Origin of the sequence: Candidatus Sodalis endolongispinus (genome assembly GCF_018777395.1) — a bacterium.
GTDB lineage: Bacteria > Pseudomonadota > Gammaproteobacteria > Enterobacterales > Enterobacteriaceae > Sodalis_B > Sodalis_B endolongispinus.
Window position 1 is genome coordinate 1,185,207 of sequence record NZ_JAFJYC010000001.1, and the last position, 17,303, is coordinate 1,202,509.

14 protein-coding genes and 1 pseudogene are annotated in these 17,303 nt (G+C 59.2%); 2 read left to right on the forward strand and 13 right to left on the reverse strand.

The window, feature by feature from the left end:
* Positions 1-25: 25 nt before the first annotated feature.
* The 4 genes from pldB to pldA all read right to left on the reverse strand — a co-directional run bounded on the left by pldB (position 26) and on the right by pldA (position 4,791).
* A complete protein-coding gene (pldB, locus tag JZM24_RS05850) occupies positions 26-1,021 on the reverse strand; it encodes a lysophospholipase L2 (RefSeq protein WP_215668995.1) in 996 nt (331 codons plus the stop codon).
* 14 nt (positions 1,022-1,035) lie between these two features.
* Positions 1,036-1,662 (reverse strand): threonine export protein RhtC, encoded by a 627-nt coding sequence (gene rhtC / locus JZM24_RS05855; protein WP_215668996.1) that lies wholly within the window; start codon positions 1,660-1,662, stop codon positions 1,036-1,038.
* A 348-nt stretch (positions 1,663-2,010) separates the two neighbouring features.
* Complete coding sequence (gene recQ / locus JZM24_RS05860; protein ID WP_215668997.1) at positions 2,011-3,852, reverse strand: ATP-dependent DNA helicase RecQ; 1,842 nt, start codon at positions 3,850-3,852, stop codon at positions 2,011-2,013.
* Positions 3,853-3,915: 63 nt separating this feature from the next.
* On the reverse strand, positions 3,916-4,791 hold the full coding sequence (gene pldA / locus JZM24_RS05865; RefSeq protein WP_215668998.1) for a phospholipase A: 876 nt from the start codon (positions 4,789-4,791) through the stop codon (positions 3,916-3,918).
* Between the two features lie 205 nt (positions 4,792-4,996).
* Here pldA and JZM24_RS05870 point away from each other — a divergent pair, with 205 nt between their 5' ends.
* Together JZM24_RS05870 and rarD are read left to right on the forward strand one after the other, a co-directional pair.
* Positions 4,997-5,449 (forward strand): thioesterase family protein, encoded by a 453-nt coding sequence (locus tag JZM24_RS05870; RefSeq protein WP_215668999.1) that lies wholly within the window; start codon positions 4,997-4,999, stop codon positions 5,447-5,449.
* Between the two features lie 3 nt (positions 5,450-5,452).
* A complete protein-coding gene (rarD, locus tag JZM24_RS05875) occupies positions 5,453-6,349 on the forward strand; it encodes an EamA family transporter RarD (protein ID WP_215669000.1) in 897 nt (298 codons plus the stop codon).
* Between the two features lie 7 nt (positions 6,350-6,356).
* On the opposite strand, the pseudogene JZM24_RS05880 reads toward rarD, so the two are convergent.
* The 9 genes and pseudogenes from JZM24_RS05880 to JZM24_RS05920 form a co-directional block, all read right to left on the reverse strand.
* Positions 6,357-7,443: pseudogene (locus tag JZM24_RS05880) on the reverse strand (AbrB family protein).
* A gap of 121 nt (positions 7,444-7,564) precedes the next feature.
* Positions 7,565-8,515, reverse strand: a complete 951-nt coding sequence (corA, locus tag JZM24_RS05885) for a magnesium/cobalt transporter CorA (RefSeq protein WP_215669001.1) — start codon at positions 8,513-8,515, stop codon at positions 7,565-7,567.
* Positions 8,516-8,852: 337 nt separating this feature from the next.
* Complete coding sequence (gene uvrD, locus JZM24_RS05890) at positions 8,853-11,015, reverse strand: DNA helicase II (protein ID WP_215669002.1); 2,163 nt, start codon at positions 11,013-11,015, stop codon at positions 8,853-8,855.
* Between the two features lie 78 nt (positions 11,016-11,093).
* The gene (yigB, locus tag JZM24_RS05895) at positions 11,094-11,807 is read right to left on the reverse strand and encodes a 5-amino-6-(5-phospho-D-ribitylamino)uracil phosphatase YigB (RefSeq protein WP_215669003.1); all 714 of its coding nucleotides are present in this window, start codon (positions 11,805-11,807) and stop codon (positions 11,094-11,096) included.
* The gene (gene xerC / locus JZM24_RS05900; protein WP_215669004.1) at positions 11,807-12,718 is read right to left on the reverse strand and encodes a tyrosine recombinase XerC; all 912 of its coding nucleotides are present in this window, start codon (positions 12,716-12,718) and stop codon (positions 11,807-11,809) included. Before xerC ends, yigB begins: the two co-directional genes overlap by 1 nt.
* Entirely contained in the window at positions 12,715-13,419 is a 705-nt protein-coding gene (locus JZM24_RS05905; RefSeq protein WP_215669005.1) for a DUF484 domain-containing protein, read from the reverse strand. Before JZM24_RS05905 ends, xerC begins: the two co-directional genes overlap by 4 nt.
* Complete coding sequence (dapF, locus tag JZM24_RS05910; RefSeq protein WP_215669006.1) at positions 13,416-14,240, reverse strand: diaminopimelate epimerase; 825 nt, start codon at positions 14,238-14,240, stop codon at positions 13,416-13,418. Before dapF ends, JZM24_RS05905 begins: the two co-directional genes overlap by 4 nt.
* Before the next feature lie 69 nt (positions 14,241-14,309).
* A complete protein-coding gene (gene lptM / locus JZM24_RS05915) occupies positions 14,310-14,528 on the reverse strand; it encodes an LPS translocon maturation chaperone LptM (protein ID WP_215669007.1) in 219 nt (72 codons plus the stop codon).
* Positions 14,529-14,668: 140 nt separating this feature from the next.
* Positions 14,669-17,218: a class I adenylate cyclase gene (locus JZM24_RS05920; protein ID WP_215669008.1), complete on the reverse strand. Its 2,550-nt coding sequence runs from the start codon at positions 17,216-17,218 to the stop codon at positions 14,669-14,671.
* Positions 17,219-17,303 lie beyond the last annotated feature (85 nt).

The following is a 17,303-nucleotide window of genomic DNA, read 5'->3' on the forward strand; positions in this document are numbered from 1 at the left end:
TATGCGGCGAAACCAGCGCCGCAAATTAATGATGCCGCATAAAGAAATCAGCGATTATCGTGAGCGCCTGCGCGCGCAGCGGGTCTGTCTCGAATAAAATTTCGTGACGCGCGCCAGCCATCGTTATCGGGCCGTTATTTTCACAAGGATGACCCGCCCGGGCCATGGCCTGACAGAACGCCCAATGGCTACGGTTGTCGACGATTTTTTCTTCTCCGGCCTGCAGCAGCAGCACCGGCGTGGTGATAGACCCGGCCTGCGCCAACACCTGCTGGCCGGCCAACATGCCTTCACGCACCCAATGGTAAGTGGGGCCGCCCAGCTGCAGCTCCGGGTAATCGGCGTAATAGCGCAAATTGCGGCGATAACGCTGACAGCTATGCGTCAGCATATTGACCATGAACGGCCGGGGCCGCCAGGCGCCGGTGCCTACCGCATAGCGATCGCGCATGGCCGGCCGCGCTTCCGCCCACTCCAGGATCCGCCAGGCCATCCAGCGCGGCATCGGCAAGCGCAGCCCGAACATGGGTGCGCACAGCGCGGCGGCGTGGCAAGCGTCCGGCTGCTCGGCCAGAAACAGCGCCAATATGGCGCCGCCCATGGAGTGCGCCAGCGCGAAGCGCCGACGGTAGCCGGCCGGTTGGACAACCCGCTGCCAGAAGTGGGCGAAATCGCTGACATAATCAGCGAACTGCAATACATGCCCGCGGTGGCTGTCCGCCAGCAATCGCCCGGAAAGCCCTTGTCCACGGTGATCAATAATCAATACATCATAGCCGCACTGGAACAGATCATAAGCCACTTCCGGGTATTTGACATAGCTTTCAATACGGCCGGTGCTGATGACCACCACTTTATCATGGTCGGGGGCACAAAAGCGCACAAAGCGGATCGGCAGCGACTGCGCGCCGGCAAATTCCCCTTCTTCCCGCCCGCGCCAAAAATCCAGCAGCTCGCCGGCGGAGAAGGCGGCAAATTGCCGTTCGCGGGTTAGCCACGCCGCGTTACGCACCCGGCACATCGCCCGGCAACGTCTCAGCGCGACAGAATGAGATTAATGCCGAAGCCGGCAAACAACACCCCGGCCACGCCATCAATCCAGCGCGCAAGACGCTGATAGCCGCGGCGCATCGCCGGCAGGGCGAATACCACCGCCACCAGGGAAAACCACAAAAGGGTTTCACCTAAAATCAGGGCAAATATCCCCAAGCGGGCGCCGGCGCCAACATCATCGCCAACGAAGAGCGAGAATACGCTACCAAAGTAAATGACCGCCTTGGGGTCGGCCAGATTGGTTAACAAACCGCGCAAAAAACGATGTTCCCGACCAGCACCAGCGGCAACCTCCATCGTCGGCACGGCACCCGCGGGTGCCTGTCGGCGCGCGGCGCGCATCAATTGCCAGCCCATCCAGCAAAGATACAGACCGCCGCCGACGGTAATCAGGCTGTGCAGCCATGCCATGCGGCTTAACAGCAAATGCAGCCCCAACAGCGCCACCGCCGCCCAGATGGCTACCCCGAGGGTGATGCCCAGGACGCCGTACATCGCCTGGCGGCGCGAGCGGCTGGCGGCCGTCTGCGAGACGAAAAAGAAATCGGGACCGGGCGACATCAGGGCAATCAGGTGCACCAGCGCCACGGTAACAAACAGCATAAACATAGTTTTCCTGCTCCAGAAATAAAACGCCCAGGCATAATGCCCCGCGCGTCAGGGAGTGACGATAACCACACATGGCGTTATATAAATCATAGCCATGACGCCCCCATGTCAGAGGGTGACGGTAACCGCGCATGGCGTTAAATAATCATAGCCATGACGCCCCCATGTCAGAGGGTGACGGTAACCGCACATGGCGTTAAATAAATCATAGCCATGCCCCACGTCAGAGGGTGACGGTAGCCTCACATGGCGTTAAATAAATCAAAAACCATGGCGCCACGCGCGTCAGAGGGGATTTACCCGGGACGACGCTGCCAAAGCCTGGCGAACCTGTCGGCCTTACCGCCGTCAACGCAGCGGCGGCAGCGAGTCCTCACCGGACAGGTGTTCACGTATTAGGGCCAGGAACGGCAGACCGAAACGCTCCAGCTTGCGGTTCCCCACCCCATTGACCCGCAGCATCTGACCGCTGTCGGTGGGCAGCTGCTCGGCCATCTCCAAAAGCGTAGCGTCATTAAACACCACATAAGGCGGGACATTGGCCTCGTCCGCCAGCGTTTTACGCAGCTTGCGCAGCTTGGCGAACAGCGGGCGGTCATAGTTGCCGCCGTAGGTTTTGGGGGTCGCGCGGGTTTTCAGATTGGTCACCCGCGGCTCCGCCAGCATCAAGCCCACCTCGCCCCTGAGCACCGGCCGCGCTGACTCTGTTAGCTGTAACGCCGAATGCTGCGTGATATTCTGGCTGACCAGCCCCAGATGGATCAATTGCCGCAGCACGCTTATCCAATGCTCATTGCTGCGCTCGCGGCCGATACCGTAAACCGGCAGCCGGTCATGGGCATTTTCGCGGATACGCTGGCTGTTAGCGCCTCTAAGCACCTCAACAACATAGGCCATACCAAAACGCTGCCCGACCCGGTAAATGCAGGAGAGCGCTTTGCGTGCTTCCTCCAGCCCATCGTAGCGCTTGGGCGGATCGAGGCAGATGTCGCAGTTGCCGCATGCCATCTGACGGCCTTCGCCGAAATAGTTCAGCAGCACCAGCCGCCGGCAGGTCTGCGCCTCGGCGAAGGCGCCCATGGCGTTAAGCTTATGACGCTCGATGTCCTGCTGCTGACCGGCGGGTTTCTCTTCCAGACAGCGCCGCAGCCAGGCCATGTCCGCTGGATCATACAGCAAAATGGCTTCGGCCGGCAGACCGTCGCGGCCGGCGCGCCCGGTTTCCTGGTAATAGGATTCGATGGCGCGAGGGATGTCGAAGTGCAGCACAAAGCGCACGTTGGGCTTATTGATGCCCATGCCAAAGGCGACCGTCGCCACCACCACCTGCAAATCGTCACGCTGAAACGCCTCTTGCACCTGAGCGCGGCGATCGTTTTCCAGGCCGGCGTGATAGGCGGCCACGCTGAAGCCGCGGCTTTGCAAACGCGCGCTCAAATCTTCCACCCGCGAACGGCTATTGCAATAAATAATTCCGCTTTTGCCACGCTGGCCCTGTACAAAGTGCCAGAGTTGCTCAAAGGGTTTGTACTTTTCCACCAACGTGTAGCGGATATTGGGACGGTCAAAGCTGCTGAGCTGGATTAGCGGCTCGCGCAAATCCAGCAAGCGCAGAATATCCTGCCGCGTGGCTTCGTCCGCGGTGGCGGTCAGCGCGAGGAACGGCAACGTGGCAAAATGCCGTTTTATTTGCCCGAGCGCACGGTATTCCGGGCGGAAGTCATGTCCCCATTGGGAAATGCAGTGCGCCTCGTCCACCGCGATCATCGCCAGCCGCCACTGCTGCAATTGCTCGAGCATATTGTCCATCATCAGACGCTCGGGGGCGATGTAGAGCATTTTAATGCGCCCGGCGCGGCACGCCGACATTATCTCGTACTGCTGCTCGCGGCTCTGGGTGGAGTTCAGGCAGGCCGCCGCGACGCCGTTGGCCAGCAGTTGATCGACCTGGTCCTTCATCAGCGAAATCAGCGGCGAAACCACCAGCGTCAGACCGTCCATCACCAGGGCGGGGATCTGATAGCACAGCGATTTACCGCCGCCGGTGGGCATCACCACCAGGCAGTCGCGGCCGCTGAGCACCGCGTGAATGATCGCTTGCTGGCCCGGCCGAAAATGCTGGTAGCCGAAGGTGTCGTGCAACACCTGCTCCGCCAACGCTTCCCGCTGTATTATTTCCGCCGTAGACACATCTGCTCCATCTTTGTCTTCAGACGAACGCCGCAGCGGCGTCCGTGGTTAAGTCCCTATGAATTACACCATATCATTGAGCATAAAGCCCATCCCGATACGTGTCTGGCGATGATTATAATCGATTAACGACTCGCCATAGCCGCTAAACACCTGAGTATAAAAACGGACGTGCCGGCTGACGGGATAGCTCCAGCCCACCTGCGCGCCACCGTAGCCGCTGTTCCAGTTGTAGCGTCCTTCCGCGCTGAAGATGCTTTCACCCCAGGCATAACCTATCTTCAACCGGTAATAACCCATGTACTTAATAATATCGGGGTTATCGCTGCTGTCATCCAGCCGCAGCCACTGCTTCACTTCTACCTGCCAGTTACCGTTTTGCGCCATCAGCCGCGTATAGGCGCGGTTCCAGCTGCGCGAGGTGGGATCCGAGCGGCCGTTGGATTTATGGTTCAGGTTCAAGCCCATCTCCACATCGCGCAAGGTCCAGCCTGCGAAATCATAATCCGTTGCCCAGCCAATGAACAGCTGAGGTTCATAATTGGTTTCGCGAAAGGGCGACGATTCTTCACTGTTGGATAACTGCCACCAGGAACGCTGGGTATAGGACGCGCCCAGCAACAAATTATCGCCCGCGATACCGCGCCACAGCGGAAATCCCAGGCTTAATTGGAAAGCCACTTCGTCTTTTTTGGCGTTGTTGGCCCAATCGTAGCTGCTTATCGCCTGTTTGTTGATGTTGCTGGTATAGGTGTAGAGCAGGTAGTTGCTCTCGTACGGATACAGCGTGAAGGGATTGTCGTGCTCCTGTAACAGATTGGCAATAATGCTTCCCTTCACCGCCGGTGTATCATGGATCTTCTCAACCGTGGCTTCTTGGGCGTAAACGAAAGAAGTCGATCCCAGCAAGAGAGCGGTTGCCCCCCAAAGTTTGCGCATAAAATGTTCTCCGAAAGCGCGTAACCCATCAACACAAGCATTCAAAGCTAATCATTTTACACGCTCTTGGAACTTTGTTTTAGGGAAAACTGCCTAAAGTTAACGCCGCCACCCGAGGCTGGTAAGCCACATTAATTAAGCATACTATGAACATAAATATTACATTATTCCGCGCATCAAGCGTTGCCCCAATCCGGAATTAACTATGTCTGCAACCCCGCTTACCGCCGATCACGTCCGCCGTTTGATAGGGGATATCTTTGTCTATCATATGCCGTTCAACCGCGAATTGGGTTTGAAACTCACCCGCCATGAGAACGACGCCGCACAACTCGAATTTGAGCGCGATGAAAAGCTGGTGGGCAACGCCCTGCAGCGCATTCTGCACGGCGGAGTGATCGCGTCAGTGCTCGACGTCGTCGCCGGGATCACTTGCGTGACCAGCGCGCTATCGGAGCAGGATCTGCGCCATCGCTTGGCGCGCATGGGGACTATCGACATGCGGGTGAATTATCTGCTACCCGGTCACGGCGAGCGGTTTATCGTTACCAGCCATCTGCTGCGCGGCGGCAACAAGATTTCCGTGGCGCGCGCGGAGCTGCACAACAATCGGGGGCATCATCTCGCCACCGCCACCGCTAACTATCTGGTAGGCTGACCAATGAGTGACAATAGCGCCCGCCAGGGTGTGTTGTGCGCTCTCGGCGCCTATTTTATCTGGGGCCTGGCACCCGCCTATTTCAAATTGATAGCCCAGGTGCCCGCCAACGAAATTATCGCGCACCGTATTCTCTGGTCGGTGGTGTTTATGCTGGTGCTGCTGAGCCTCGGCCGCCGCTGGCCGCAGTTGCGCCAGTCTTTACGGCGCGGCAAATTGCTGCTTACGCTGGCGTTGACCTCTGTGCTGATCGGTAGCAACTGGCTGCTGTTTATCTGGGCGGTCAATCACCACCATATGCTGGAAGCCAGCCTCGGCTATTTTATCAACCCGTTGGTCAACGTGCTGCTCGGCATGCTGTTTTTGGGCGAACGTTTCCGCCGGCTGCAGTGGTTCGCGATGGTACTGGCGTCCGCCGGCGTGCTGGTACAGCTGTGGATGTTCGGTTCACTGCCGCTTATCGCCCTATGGCTGGCGCTCACTTTCGCGCTGTATGGCCTGTTGCGCAAAAAGATCGGCATCGACGCGCAAACCGGCATGCTCATTGAAACCCTCTGGCTGCTGCCGGCGGCCGCCTATTATTTGTTTATTGTAGCCGATAGCCCGACCAGCCATCTCGGCGCCAACGGCTGGCATCTTAATTTGCTACTCGCCTGTGCGGGCGTGCTGACCACGGTGCCGCTGCTGCTGTTTACCGCCGCCGCCAACCGGCTGCGGCTGTCGACGCTGGGGTTTTTCCAGTATCTCGGGCCGACGTTAATGTTCCTGCTGGCGGTGGGATTTTATGGCGAGGCGTTAAGCGCCGATAAGCTCTATACCTTCGCCTTTATCTGGCTGGCGCTAGGGGTTTTCGTTACCGACGCCATTCTGCTCCAGCGTCGGCGGTTCTCGGCCGCCTGACGCTGCGTCAATTGCGCGACTGGCTGGTCGGGCGGCGGACGGAGGTGCGCGAAATAAAACGCGCCATCGCCGGCCCGAACAGCAGAATGGCGAATAAACGCAGGCTTTGCATCGCCATAACGAAACCGGTATTTACCTGACTGCCGGCGGCGATAATCGCCACGGTATCCAAGCCACCCGGGCTGGTGGCCAAATAAGCGGTCAGCAAATCCACCGGCAGCAGTTTGGTCAATAGCCAGGCCATGGCGCCGCACAGCAGCATCAGGCCGGCGATGGACGCCAGCATCTGCGGTAGCGTCTTCAGCGCCAACAGCACGATAGCGCGGGTGAAGCGCAGGCCGACGCTCTAGCCGATAAACGCGTAGGCCAGCGCCAGCAGCCATTCCGGCACTTGCAGCGTCAGCGTGCCGGTGGCGTGCAGCGTGGCCCCGGCCACCATCGGTAGCAGCAGCGGGCCGGCGGGTATACGCAGCCGTCGGCCGAGTATCGCCCCCACGACCGCCACCGCCAGCGTGGCGATAAAGCGAGCGTCCAACGGGGGGAACCACGTCACCGCCGGTGCGACAGCCCCCTGTTCGCCTAGCGCAATATGCGCCACCGCCGCCGCGGCGGTGGCGACGAACAACACCCGCAAATATTGCATAAACGCCACCAGCCGCACATCGGCGCCGAAGTCCCCCGCCATCGCCACCATCGCCGACGCGCCACCCGGCGACGCGCCCCAGGCGCCGGTCGGCCCAGGCGCCGGTCGGCCCAGGCAGGCTGCTGAATCTTACCAGCAACCAGCCCGACAAGCCGCTGGCCAGCAGCGTGACCGCCAGCGTCAACACCACAGGTAACCAGTCGCTCACCAGCACCGACAGAATGGAAGGGGAGAGGGCACCGGCTATCATGCACCCCAGGATGGCCTGGCAACCGATAAACACCTTGGGCGAGATGGCGATGCGGGCGCCGGACAAAGCCATCACCAGACCGACCATCATGGGTCCAAGCAGCAATGCGGCGTGAACGTGGTAATGTTGCAGGATAAATCCCAGCGCCAGCGAACACGCCCGCAGGATCAACCATTGAAGATAAACCGGCAAAGCTTTCATGAATGAAGGTCGTTTCAAAGCAGGCGTAAGTAGCCGTTTTATCATATTGCGGCCGCGGAGGAAAATATCCTGCGTCCGGAGCGGCGCCTTGGCCAGCCGCCGTCTCCACCTTCGCCGCTCCCTACAGCCAGTTTTTGCGTTTGAAATACAAATACGGCGCCAGCCCGGCCAAAATCATCAGCATAATGGCGCCCGGATAGCCGAAAGACCATCTGATCTCGGGCATAAACTCGAAGTTCATTCCATAACTGGAGGCAACCAAGGTCGGCGGCAGGAAAACCACCGAGACCACCGAGAATATTTTGATGATGCGGTTCTGCTCGATATTGATAAAGCCCATTGCCGCCTGCATCAAGAAGTTCACCTTCTGGAACAGCGATTCGTTATGGGGCAACAGCGACTCGATATCGCGCAGCACCTCCCGCGCCTGCTCCAGCTGCCCTGACGGTAGTCGCGCCTTGCGCACCATAAAGTTCAGCGCCCGCTGGGTATCCATCAGGCACAGCCTGACTTTCCAGCCCACATCCTCAAGCTCGGCGAGCGTGGAGAGCGCATTGTCATACTCATCGCCCTGGCGGCCATCCATGATGACCAGGCTCAAAGCCTCCAAATCGCTGTAGATATTTTCAATCTCGTCCGCCAATTGCTCGATTTTCGTCTCGAACAAATCCAGCAGCAGCTCGTAGGCGTTGCCGTCTATCAGCGTTTGACTGCGGGTACGCATGCGGTACAGGCGAAACGCCGGCAATTCTCGCTCGCGCAGGGTGTAAAGCCGACCGTCGCGGATAGTAAACGCCACGGTGGCATTACCGGCGTGATCTTCGGCGTCGGCATAAAAGAAGAAGGAGTGGATATGCAACCCGTCCTCGTCCTCGAAAAAGCGGGCGGACGCTTCGATATCCTCCAGCTCCAGGCGCGTCGTCAGACTCTGTCCCAGCTCGTGCTGCACCCGTTCGCGCTCATCATCGCCGGGCTCGATCAGATCAACCCATACCGATTCAGGTAGGGTGCCCAGCTCATCGGCGTCCAGACGCGATAAACGATGGTTTTCCAGTTGAAATGCGTTAAGCATACGCCCTCGTTTCCTTCACGGTAACCAACGGGAAACGCATTAGATCACAGAAATACGGGGTGAGGAGTCACCGTCGAGTTTCAGACCGTCAAAGATCCGACTCTGCGCGACACTAATTGAAGGTCGCTGACAACCACTGAGGCGGCCAGCGCTGGAGGCAGCCTTAGTGGATGTACCTGATAAACAGATTATCGAGCCAGTATCTACTGGGGGTGTCCAAGGCGTAATCCTCTCCTAATAGTAGTGCGCGCATGTTACGCCGAGAAGAAAAAGACTGTCAATACGTGAGAAAAACCGTTTGGTCAGTTTCTGTACAATGGCGCGGCGCGCAACGGCCTCAAACGGTTTCCAGGCGGGCGTAAGCCGCCACCAGCCATTTGATGCCCTGGCCTTGAAACGCAATCTGCAGGCGGCTATGTTCGCCGCTGCCTTCCAGATTGACCACCGTGCCTTCGCCAAATTTCGGATGACGTACCCGCTGACCGAGGGTGAAACCGCTATCGCTTTCGCTCAACGGCGCGCCGATGCGCTGCTGGCTGGCCGGACGGGTCACGCTGGCGCGCAGGCGCACTTCTTCCACGCACGCCGACGGCAGTTCGCCGACAAAGCGCGACGGCCGGTGGTAGGCATCTTTACCGTACAGCCGGCGAGTCTCGGCATAGGTAATGGTCAGCTTGTCCATCGCCCGGGTGACGCCAACATACGCCAGGCGGCGCTCCTCTTCCAGGCGCCCGCCTTCGTCCAGCGACATTTGGCTGGGGAACATGCCCTCTTCCATACCGACGATGAACACTTGGGGAAATTCCAGCCCTTTGGCGGAATGCAGCGTCATTAATTGCACCGCGTCCTGATAGGCATCGGCCTGGCCATCGCCGGCCTCCAGGGCAGCGTGAGACAAGAACGCCTGTAGCGGCAGCAAATCCTGATCTTCATCGTTGTAGCTGAACTGGCGGGTAGCGGTGACCAGCTCTTCCAGGTTCTCGATCCGCGCCTGTCCCTTTTCCCCTTTTTCCTGCTCGTACATGCTCCACAGGCCGGAGTTTTTAATCACCCGATCGGTTTGCACATGCATTGGCAGCTCCGCCGTCTCTTCCGCCAGCTCATCAATCAGCTCCAAGAACCGCTGCAGCGCGGCGGCGGCGCGGCCGGCCAGCACGCGCTCCGTGAGCAGCACCCGGCTCGACTGCCACAGCGTCAGTTGCCGGTCGCGGGCGGTCTGACGCACGACATCCAGGGTGCGATCGCCGAGGCCGCGCGTCGGCGTATTGACCACCCGCTCATAGGCGGCGTCATCGTTGCGGTTGGCGATAAGCCGCAAATAGGCCAGCGCATCCTTGATTTCCTGACGCTCGAAGAAGCGCATACCGCCATAAATCCGGTAAGGCAACCCCGTTTGCAGCAGCGCCTCTTCCAGCACGCGCGACTGGGCGTTGCTGCGATACAGAATGGCGCAGTCCTTAAGCGCCCCGCCCTGCTCCTGGCTTACCTTGATGCGGTTTACCACAAAGCGCGCCTCGTCCAGTTCGTTAAAGGCGCAGTAAATGGTGATCGGTTCGCCTTCGGCGCCCTCAGTCCACAAATTTTTGCCCAGCCGGCCGCCGTTGTGGGCGATAAGAGCGTTGGCCGCCTGCAGGATATTGCTGGTGGAGCGGTAATTTTGCTCCAGTCGAATGGTCTGCGCGCCGGGGAAATCATCCAGGAAGCGCTGGATGTTTTCTACCTGCGCCCCGCGCCATCCGTAGATCGACTGGTCATCGTCGCCGACGATCATCACATTGCCGTCATCGCCGGCCAGCATGCGGATCCAAGCGTACTGAATTTGGTTGGTATCCTGGAATTCGTCCACCAGAATATTGGTAAAACGTTCGCGGTAGTGGCGCAGAATATGCGGCTTGTTCAGCCACAGCTCGTGGGCGCGCAGCAGCAGCTCGGCAAAATCCACCAACCCGGCGCGGTCGCACGCTTCCTGATAGGCCTGATAGATGCGTTGCCAGGTCTCCTCTACAGGGTTGCCGTAACTCTCCACATGCTGCGGACGCAGTCCCTCGTCTTTTTTGCCGCCGATATACCACATCGCCTGGCGCGGCGGCCACTGTTTCTCATCCAGATTCATGGCGCGAATAAGGCGTTTTAGCAAGCGCAGCTGATCTTCGCTATCGAGGATCTGAAAATCCTGCGGCAGGTTGGCATCCTGATGGTGGGCGCGCAACAGGCGATGGGCCAGCCCATGGAAGGTGCCGATCCACATGCCGCCCTGGCTGGTGCCCACCAGATGTTCGATACGGTGGCGCATCTCCGCCGCCGCCTTATTGGTAAAGGTGACCGCCATTACCGAATAAGGCGAGCAATTTTCCACCGACAGCAGCCAGGCGATACGATGCACCAGCACCCGCGTTTTGCCGCTGCCGGCGCCGGCCAGCACCAGAAAATTACCGCGCGGCGCCGCCAAGGCTTCCCGTTGCTTGTCGTTCAAGCTGTTGAGCAAATCAGAAACGTCCATAGGTGGCCTTTAGCATGCGATGAGGAACGCCGCCCGGCGGCGGCAAAACACTGGTCATTTATACAGATTTAACGTTGATTATAACAAGGCTATCAGGGATGCCAATCGCGAAATTTCCAGATGCGGCAATAGACGCGCATCGGCGGCGGCGAAATTGCCGCCGCGATCATTGATCCAGCAGGCCTGCATCCCATAGCGGATGGCTCCGGTGACATCCGCTTCCAGATCGTCGCCCACGTGCAAAATAGTCTCGGGGGGCACCTTCAGCCGCGTCGCCGCCAGATGGTACATATCCTGCCAGGGCTTGGCGCGGCCGTCCGGGCCAGCGCGCAGAATGTGGCTGAAATAGCCCGCCAACCCGCAGACCTCAGGAGAAGCGTTGCCGTTGGTGATCGCCACCAACGGCCAGCGGGCGCCGAGGGCCGCCAGCGTCTCGTGCGTGTCTGCCGGGACATCAATCTGGCTGCGCCAGCGCAAGACGACCTCCATGGCGGCATTGGCGCCGGCGCGCGCGTCGTGCTCGCTGAGCCCCGCGTTACGCATCGCCAATTCGATCGAGCGCCAGCGCCACTGGCTCACATCGTGATAAATCTCCGGCTCGCGCTGACGCAGTTCACGGCGCAAACGCTGATAGTCTTCTTGCCCCAGGTCGCGCAGCGCAGGATGGTAATGCTGTAGGAACCGCACCGACTCATATTCGGTGCGGGCAATCACCGGCAGGTTATCGTACAGGGTATCATCGAGATCAAAGGTTAACGCGCGCAGCGGTCGCAAAGGACGATAGAAATGCATCAGGTTTTTTCCCGTTTAGCTCGTGGGTGCGCGGCATCATACACCGATGCCAAATGCTGAAAATCGAGGTGGGTGTATATCTGGGTGGTACTGAGGTTAGCGTGGCCAAGCAGCTCCTGCACCGCGCGCAAGTTGCCGCTAGACTCCAGCATATGGGTGGCGAAGGAGTGGCGCAGCTTATGGGGATGGATATGGCTGTTCACCCCTTGCTTCACACCCCATTCGGCGAAACGTTTTTGTACGCTGCGCGCCGAAATGCGGCGTCCGCTGTTGGCGATAAACACCGCATCATCCTTGGGCGCGTAGCGGTCACGTAACGCTAACCAGCGCGTCAGCCAGGTGACGGCGGTGGCGCCGATGGGCAATTTACGCTCTTTGTTGCCTTTACCCACCACTCGGACTTCGCCGCCGCCGAGATCCACATCCGCGCAATTAAGACCGACCAGCTCCGCCAAACGCAGGCCCGCGCCGTACATCACTTCAAGCATCGTGCGATCGCGCAGGGCCAAGGGATCGCGGGTGTCGATATTCAGCAGGTGGTCAACTTCATCGACATCCATGTTTTTTGGCAAATGCCGACCGCGGCGCGGCGCGGAAACGCCGCGTGCCGGATTTGCGCCCAGCGCGTCGGTGCTCACCAGCCAGTCGAGAAAGCTGCGCAGCGCGGAGAGGCGCAGCGCCAAACTGGCGGACTGCAGCCCATGACGCTTGCTGCGCGCGGCCATCGCACGCACTTGGCTCACCTCCAACTGGCGCCATTCCGTCAGCCCCATCTCACCGACCATGGCGATAATGGTATACAGCTGCCGCTGATAGCTTTCCCGCGTTTTGGCGCTCAGTTGCCGCTCCACCCGCAGATAATACAGGAAAGCGTCTACCTGGGGCTGCAGCAAAGAGCCGGTGCCGGTCATGCCCGGCTGACCCAACGTTCCAGCAGGCCCGGTAACAGTGTGGCTAGCTGCTGTAATAGCACTGTGCCCATCCCGTCCTGGAAATGCTGGCTGTCGCGGCTGGTAAACATCAGCACGCCGATGGCGCCATCATCCCCCAGCAGCGACATGGCGACGGAGCCTATCTGCCGCACCTGAGGTAGCAGCAGCAGCAGTTCCGGGCCGTTCAGCTTGCCGAGATAATGGTTGTCCTGACCAAGGAGCTGGATCCGCAGCGGCTCAAACGCGCTGCGCGCCAGCGCCAGATGAGTGAATCCAGATGGCGCGCCCAACTGCCATTGGTCGCTGAACAGCCGCACATGCGCGCCCGCGAGTCCCAGGCCGCGCGCCCAGCGCTGCAGGCGATTAAGCAGCTCTTGCAGGCTGCCGGCCGCCGCCAGATCGGACTGCAGCCGCAGTAGACGATAGAACAGCGGCTCATTGGTGGTCGCGTGTTCCATGAGGCGGGTGATATCGTCCTCTAACTGCTGAATATGGGCACGCTGACGCCCCAGTTGCCATTCCAGCAGCGACACACAGCCGCGCACCGGATGCGGCACCACCATCTGCTCCACAACCCGGGCATTGCGGATAAAGAATTCCGGGTGCGTGAGCAAGTACTGCACCACCTGTTCGTCATCCAGCGTTTGCGCGCTGTCCGCCTGTTCGCCGACTTGCTTCATAGATGAATAAATCCGTCATAGACATGGGTGGCCGGCCCGGTCATGTACAGTGAATGACCCGGTCCGCGCCAGCTGATGGCGAGCCGACCGCCGGGGAGATCCACCTCTACCTGTTCCGCCAGCTGGCCTTGTGAGATCCCCACCGCGACCGCGGCACAGGCGCCACTGCCGCAGGCTTGGGTTTCCCCTGCGCCGCGTTCATAAACCCGAAGGCGAATATGCCCGCGGTCTAACACCTGCATGAAACCGATATTGGCCCGTTCTGGAAAACGCTCGTGGCTCTCCAAAACCGGTCCGAGCGTCGCGACCGGGGCGTTGTCTACACTGTCCACGGCAATCACGCAGTGCGGGTTACCCATGGACACCACGCCGCAGAGCACCGTCTGCTCCGCCGCACGCATAATATAGGTTTTTTCAGCCCTGGCCGCGCGAAACGGCACCTGCTGCGGGTCGAAATTCGGCTCACCCATATTGACGCGCACCAAATCGTCTTCGGTGACGGTCAACACCACGCGCCCCGTTTGGGTACTGACATGGATATCGCGTTTGTTGGTCAAATTTTTCATGCGCACGAAACGGACAAAACAGCGGGCACCGTTGCCGCACTGCGCCACTTCGCTGCCGTCGGCGTTGAAAATACGATAATGGAAATCCAGTTCCGGATCATAGGGCGGTTCCACCACCAGCAATTGATCAAACCCCACGCCGCAATGTCGGTCCGACAAGCGGCGGATCATTTCGGGTGAGAAATAGACATTTTGCGTCACGGCATCCACGACCATAAAGTCGTTACCCAGGCCGTGCATTTTGGAGAACTGCATATCCCACTCCGCTGAGTAGCCGATAACGCAGCATAGCGCTTCTTCCGGCAGGAAGCGACTGCGGCGCGATTACGGCTGTTCGGTCTCGGTCCCAACGGCGGTGCTGCTACCGTCATCCCCGGGGGACGCAGTCTGTACCGGCGACTGGGTCGAGGACGGCGTGGTCGTCAGTTGATGCTTTTGTTCGCTTTTGTCCGCCGGCGGAAAATAAAGGGGACCTTTCAGGCCGCAGCCGTAAAGTCCCAGCAGCATCAACCCGAACGCCACGCGGCGCAATTCGCTTTTCATTTCACCCATTACCTATTGTTCATCCGTCTCAGCTTCCTATCATCGCAGTTGGCATATGAAAAGCAACAGCAATTGTCGTTGGCAAGCGACGCGACGGGCGCGAAATGGCGAGCGCGGGGAAGGCGTACCCCGCCGGCGGATTAGCTGCTGCGCGCGTTTTGCGCCAGCGGTGGCGCGCCATTTGTAAATGGCGTGGCGCACAAATGGGACAGCACGCTGCTGCGAAACGGCACGACCTGGATGCGGCCGTCTAGATTCATAATCTGGTAAAACTGCGGCAAATTGAAATTAATGAAACTAGAACCGTAGGTAAACCGGTCGTGGGAAGAGGAGTAGAACCGGCTGACGTCGCGCACCAGCTCTTCTTTGCTGCCTTCGCAGTGATGATAGGCTTCCACCCGATTGGTCTCATCGAGAATATAGATATTGAAGCCGCTATCGTCGCTGGTGTCCTCAAAAAAGAACTGAATAATGCCTTCGCTGGCGAACCCGTCCACCACCGGCGGCAGATGGATCTGCTCGGTCTCCATCTGAATGGACAACCCGTGCAGTTTATTGTTGGAAATGGCGCCGTAGAATTCCACCGCGTTTTCCAGCTTCTGCACCGAAACGCTAAGGCGCTCAAAAAACAGCCCCCAGGTCTGTCCCGCCACGCGCACCGCCTTGAACCGCGCCGGATCCTGGCGGGTACTGGAGAGGCGCAGCTCGATACACTCGGAAACCAACTGCTGCACCCGGGTGCGGATAAGCCCGCGCAAATGCTGGCTGTAACAGAACACCTCCACCGTATCCGGCGGCGCGGCATCCTGATGCATTTTGCCGAGAATGGTTTTTAGCGCTTCCATCACCGCCTGCTCGCCGCTGAAATGCAACGTGCGCACTTCATTCCACGAGTTGCGGTAAAGCAAATCAATGCTACCCACCAGACACTGCTGCTGGCCGAAGCTGAACACATCCAGTTTGCGGAAGTCGAAATGCACCACCTGATTACGGAATACCGCGGTGGGATCGTGCTCAAGATTGACGATAATCGCCAGATGACGGATTTCGCACGGGCTGTAGAGCGCCTTGGGCGTCGGCGCAGGCACCCGCAGCGGGAAGTGGCTGGCCACATCGGCGATAAGCTCATTCAGCTTAGCGCTATCGCAGGTGTCGCTGCCCTTGATATGCACCTGAGTCGAGCGGGTCAACAGCCCGTTAAACCAGGCCCAGGCCACCAGTTTATTGAGATAACGGTTATATTCCAGCGGCTGATGGCTGATGATGGAATCCATCGACGGCGACTGATTGTATAAATACCAGCCGGTACGGTTGGCGCGGCCCTGCGGCACATGGATAAACGTCAGGTCCGGTTCCGACAGATCCGGCGAGATCTGCGGATTGAGCAGGGTCACTTTACCGGGCAGCGCCTCGAAAGCCGCATACAGCTTGCGGGTCAGCACGCCGATATCCTGCGGGCTGGCGCTGACGCTCAAGTTGTTGCGACGGGCAAACCGGATCAGATTACGGTAACTCTGCATCATGGCGTCCAGCAGCTCATTATGCGCTTCGCGCACCTGCGCAATCTTCCAGTTGGCGCGATCGTCGAGCATCTTCAGCCGCGCTTCATCCCAGCCCCAGCTGGTCACCAGCTGCGTCAGGATCTCCCGCCGCCAGGGCGTGCCCGCCGGATCCTGCGACAGTTTTTCGCACACCTTCAGATAGAAACAGCGGCGCACCATATCCAACCGCGTCATATCGTTTATCTGGGTCAGGTAGTAAGTCACCCGTTCCAGCATCATGCAATAGGGATCGAGGCCGAAGGAAACGATTTCGCCGTCATGTAACCGCTGTTTGATTTTCATGGCCAGCAGTTCGGTGTGGGGATATTCCCAGGAGTAGGCTTCCAGCAGCAGCGTTTTCAGCACCGCTTTGTAAGGCGAGTCGATGCTTTTATACAGCTGCCACAGGCTAGCGCCGAAGTACTCCTCTGCGGACAGGGTGCCAAGGCCCCCCAAATCCAGCCATTCGTTGGGCGTCAGCGCGCCGCGGGCGTACAGCGACAGGACATACTCATCATAGTGCGCTTCTTCGTCGCCGGGCACCATATTCCACAGGATACGCTTACCGCCCATGCGCACGGCAGTGCGATAAAATTCATCCAGCAGCAGGATATGCTGGGTAGAGCCGCAGTCCTCATCCCCGAGACTGCCGCTTTCATTGTGGCGAAAACGGTTTTCATCGATCAGGAAAAAATTGACGTCCACGCCCCGGCGGTTCGCCCACTGCTCAAGCAGGTGACATTTACGCTGTAACTGAGCGCGCTCCTCGTTGTCCAGCCAGGACTGATGACACACCCAGATGTCGAGATCGGAGTTGGCGTTCTGACCGATGGAAGAGGTACTGCCCATGGAGTAAACGCCGGTAATCGGCTGCTCGCCGCTGTCCGGCGCCGCCACCGACGCGCCAGCCTGACGGCCGATATCGTCGAGCCAGGCGCGCTGGGTTTCATCGGGGGAATAAAAACAGATGCCGTGGGGCACGGTGCCGTCCAGGTAACCCGGAAGCATCGGATGGTGAAAATGTAGTAAGGTTGGCAGCAGACTGTATACGTGTTGAAAATCCGGCCCCATGGCCGCCAACGCGCGATCTACCCGTAGTTGGTTAATCGCGTCCAGTCTCTGTTTCAAGGTCTCGATGTAGAAGTACAAGACGTCTCGCCTGATTATCCCGGTGTCAGAAGAACCCGTTTCTCCACCCGACCAGCGTAGTGAGTTGTAGAGTTATTGGCCGGTA

Coding starts and splice junctions, on each gene's coding strand:
- pldB (WP_215668995.1), bottom strand. CDS start 1,021: ATGTGCCGGGTGCGTAACGCGGCGTGGCTAACCCGCGAACGGCAATTT.
- dapF (WP_215669006.1), bottom strand. CDS start 14,240: ATGCAGTTCTCCAAAATGCACGGCCTGGGTAACGACTTTATGGTCGTG.
- rhtC (WP_215668996.1), bottom strand. CDS start 1,662: ATGTTTATGCTGTTTGTTACCGTGGCGCTGGTGCACCTGATTGCCCTG.
- corA (WP_215669001.1), bottom strand. CDS start 8,515: ATGCTTAACGCATTTCAACTGGAAAACCATCGTTTATCGCGTCTGGAC.
- rarD (WP_215669000.1), top strand. CDS start 5,453: ATGAGTGACAATAGCGCCCGCCAGGGTGTGTTGTGCGCTCTCGGCGCC.
- JZM24_RS05905 (WP_215669005.1), bottom strand. CDS start 13,419: ATGAAGCAAGTCGGCGAACAGGCGGACAGCGCGCAAACGCTGGATGAC.
- pldA (WP_215668998.1), bottom strand. CDS start 4,791: ATGCGCAAACTTTGGGGGGCAACCGCTCTCTTGCTGGGATCGACTTCT.
- lptM (WP_215669007.1), bottom strand. CDS start 14,528: ATGAAAAGCGAATTGCGCCGCGTGGCGTTCGGGTTGATGCTGCTGGGA.
- uvrD (WP_215669002.1), bottom strand. CDS start 11,015: ATGGACGTTTCTGATTTGCTCAACAGCTTGAACGACAAGCAACGGGAA.
- JZM24_RS05870 (WP_215668999.1), top strand. CDS start 4,997: ATGTCTGCAACCCCGCTTACCGCCGATCACGTCCGCCGTTTGATAGGG.
- xerC (WP_215669004.1), bottom strand. CDS start 12,718: ATGACCGGCACCGGCTCTTTGCTGCAGCCCCAGGTAGACGCTTTCCTG.
- yigB (WP_215669003.1), bottom strand. CDS start 11,807: ATGCATTTCTATCGTCCTTTGCGACCGCTGCGCGCGTTAACCTTTGAT.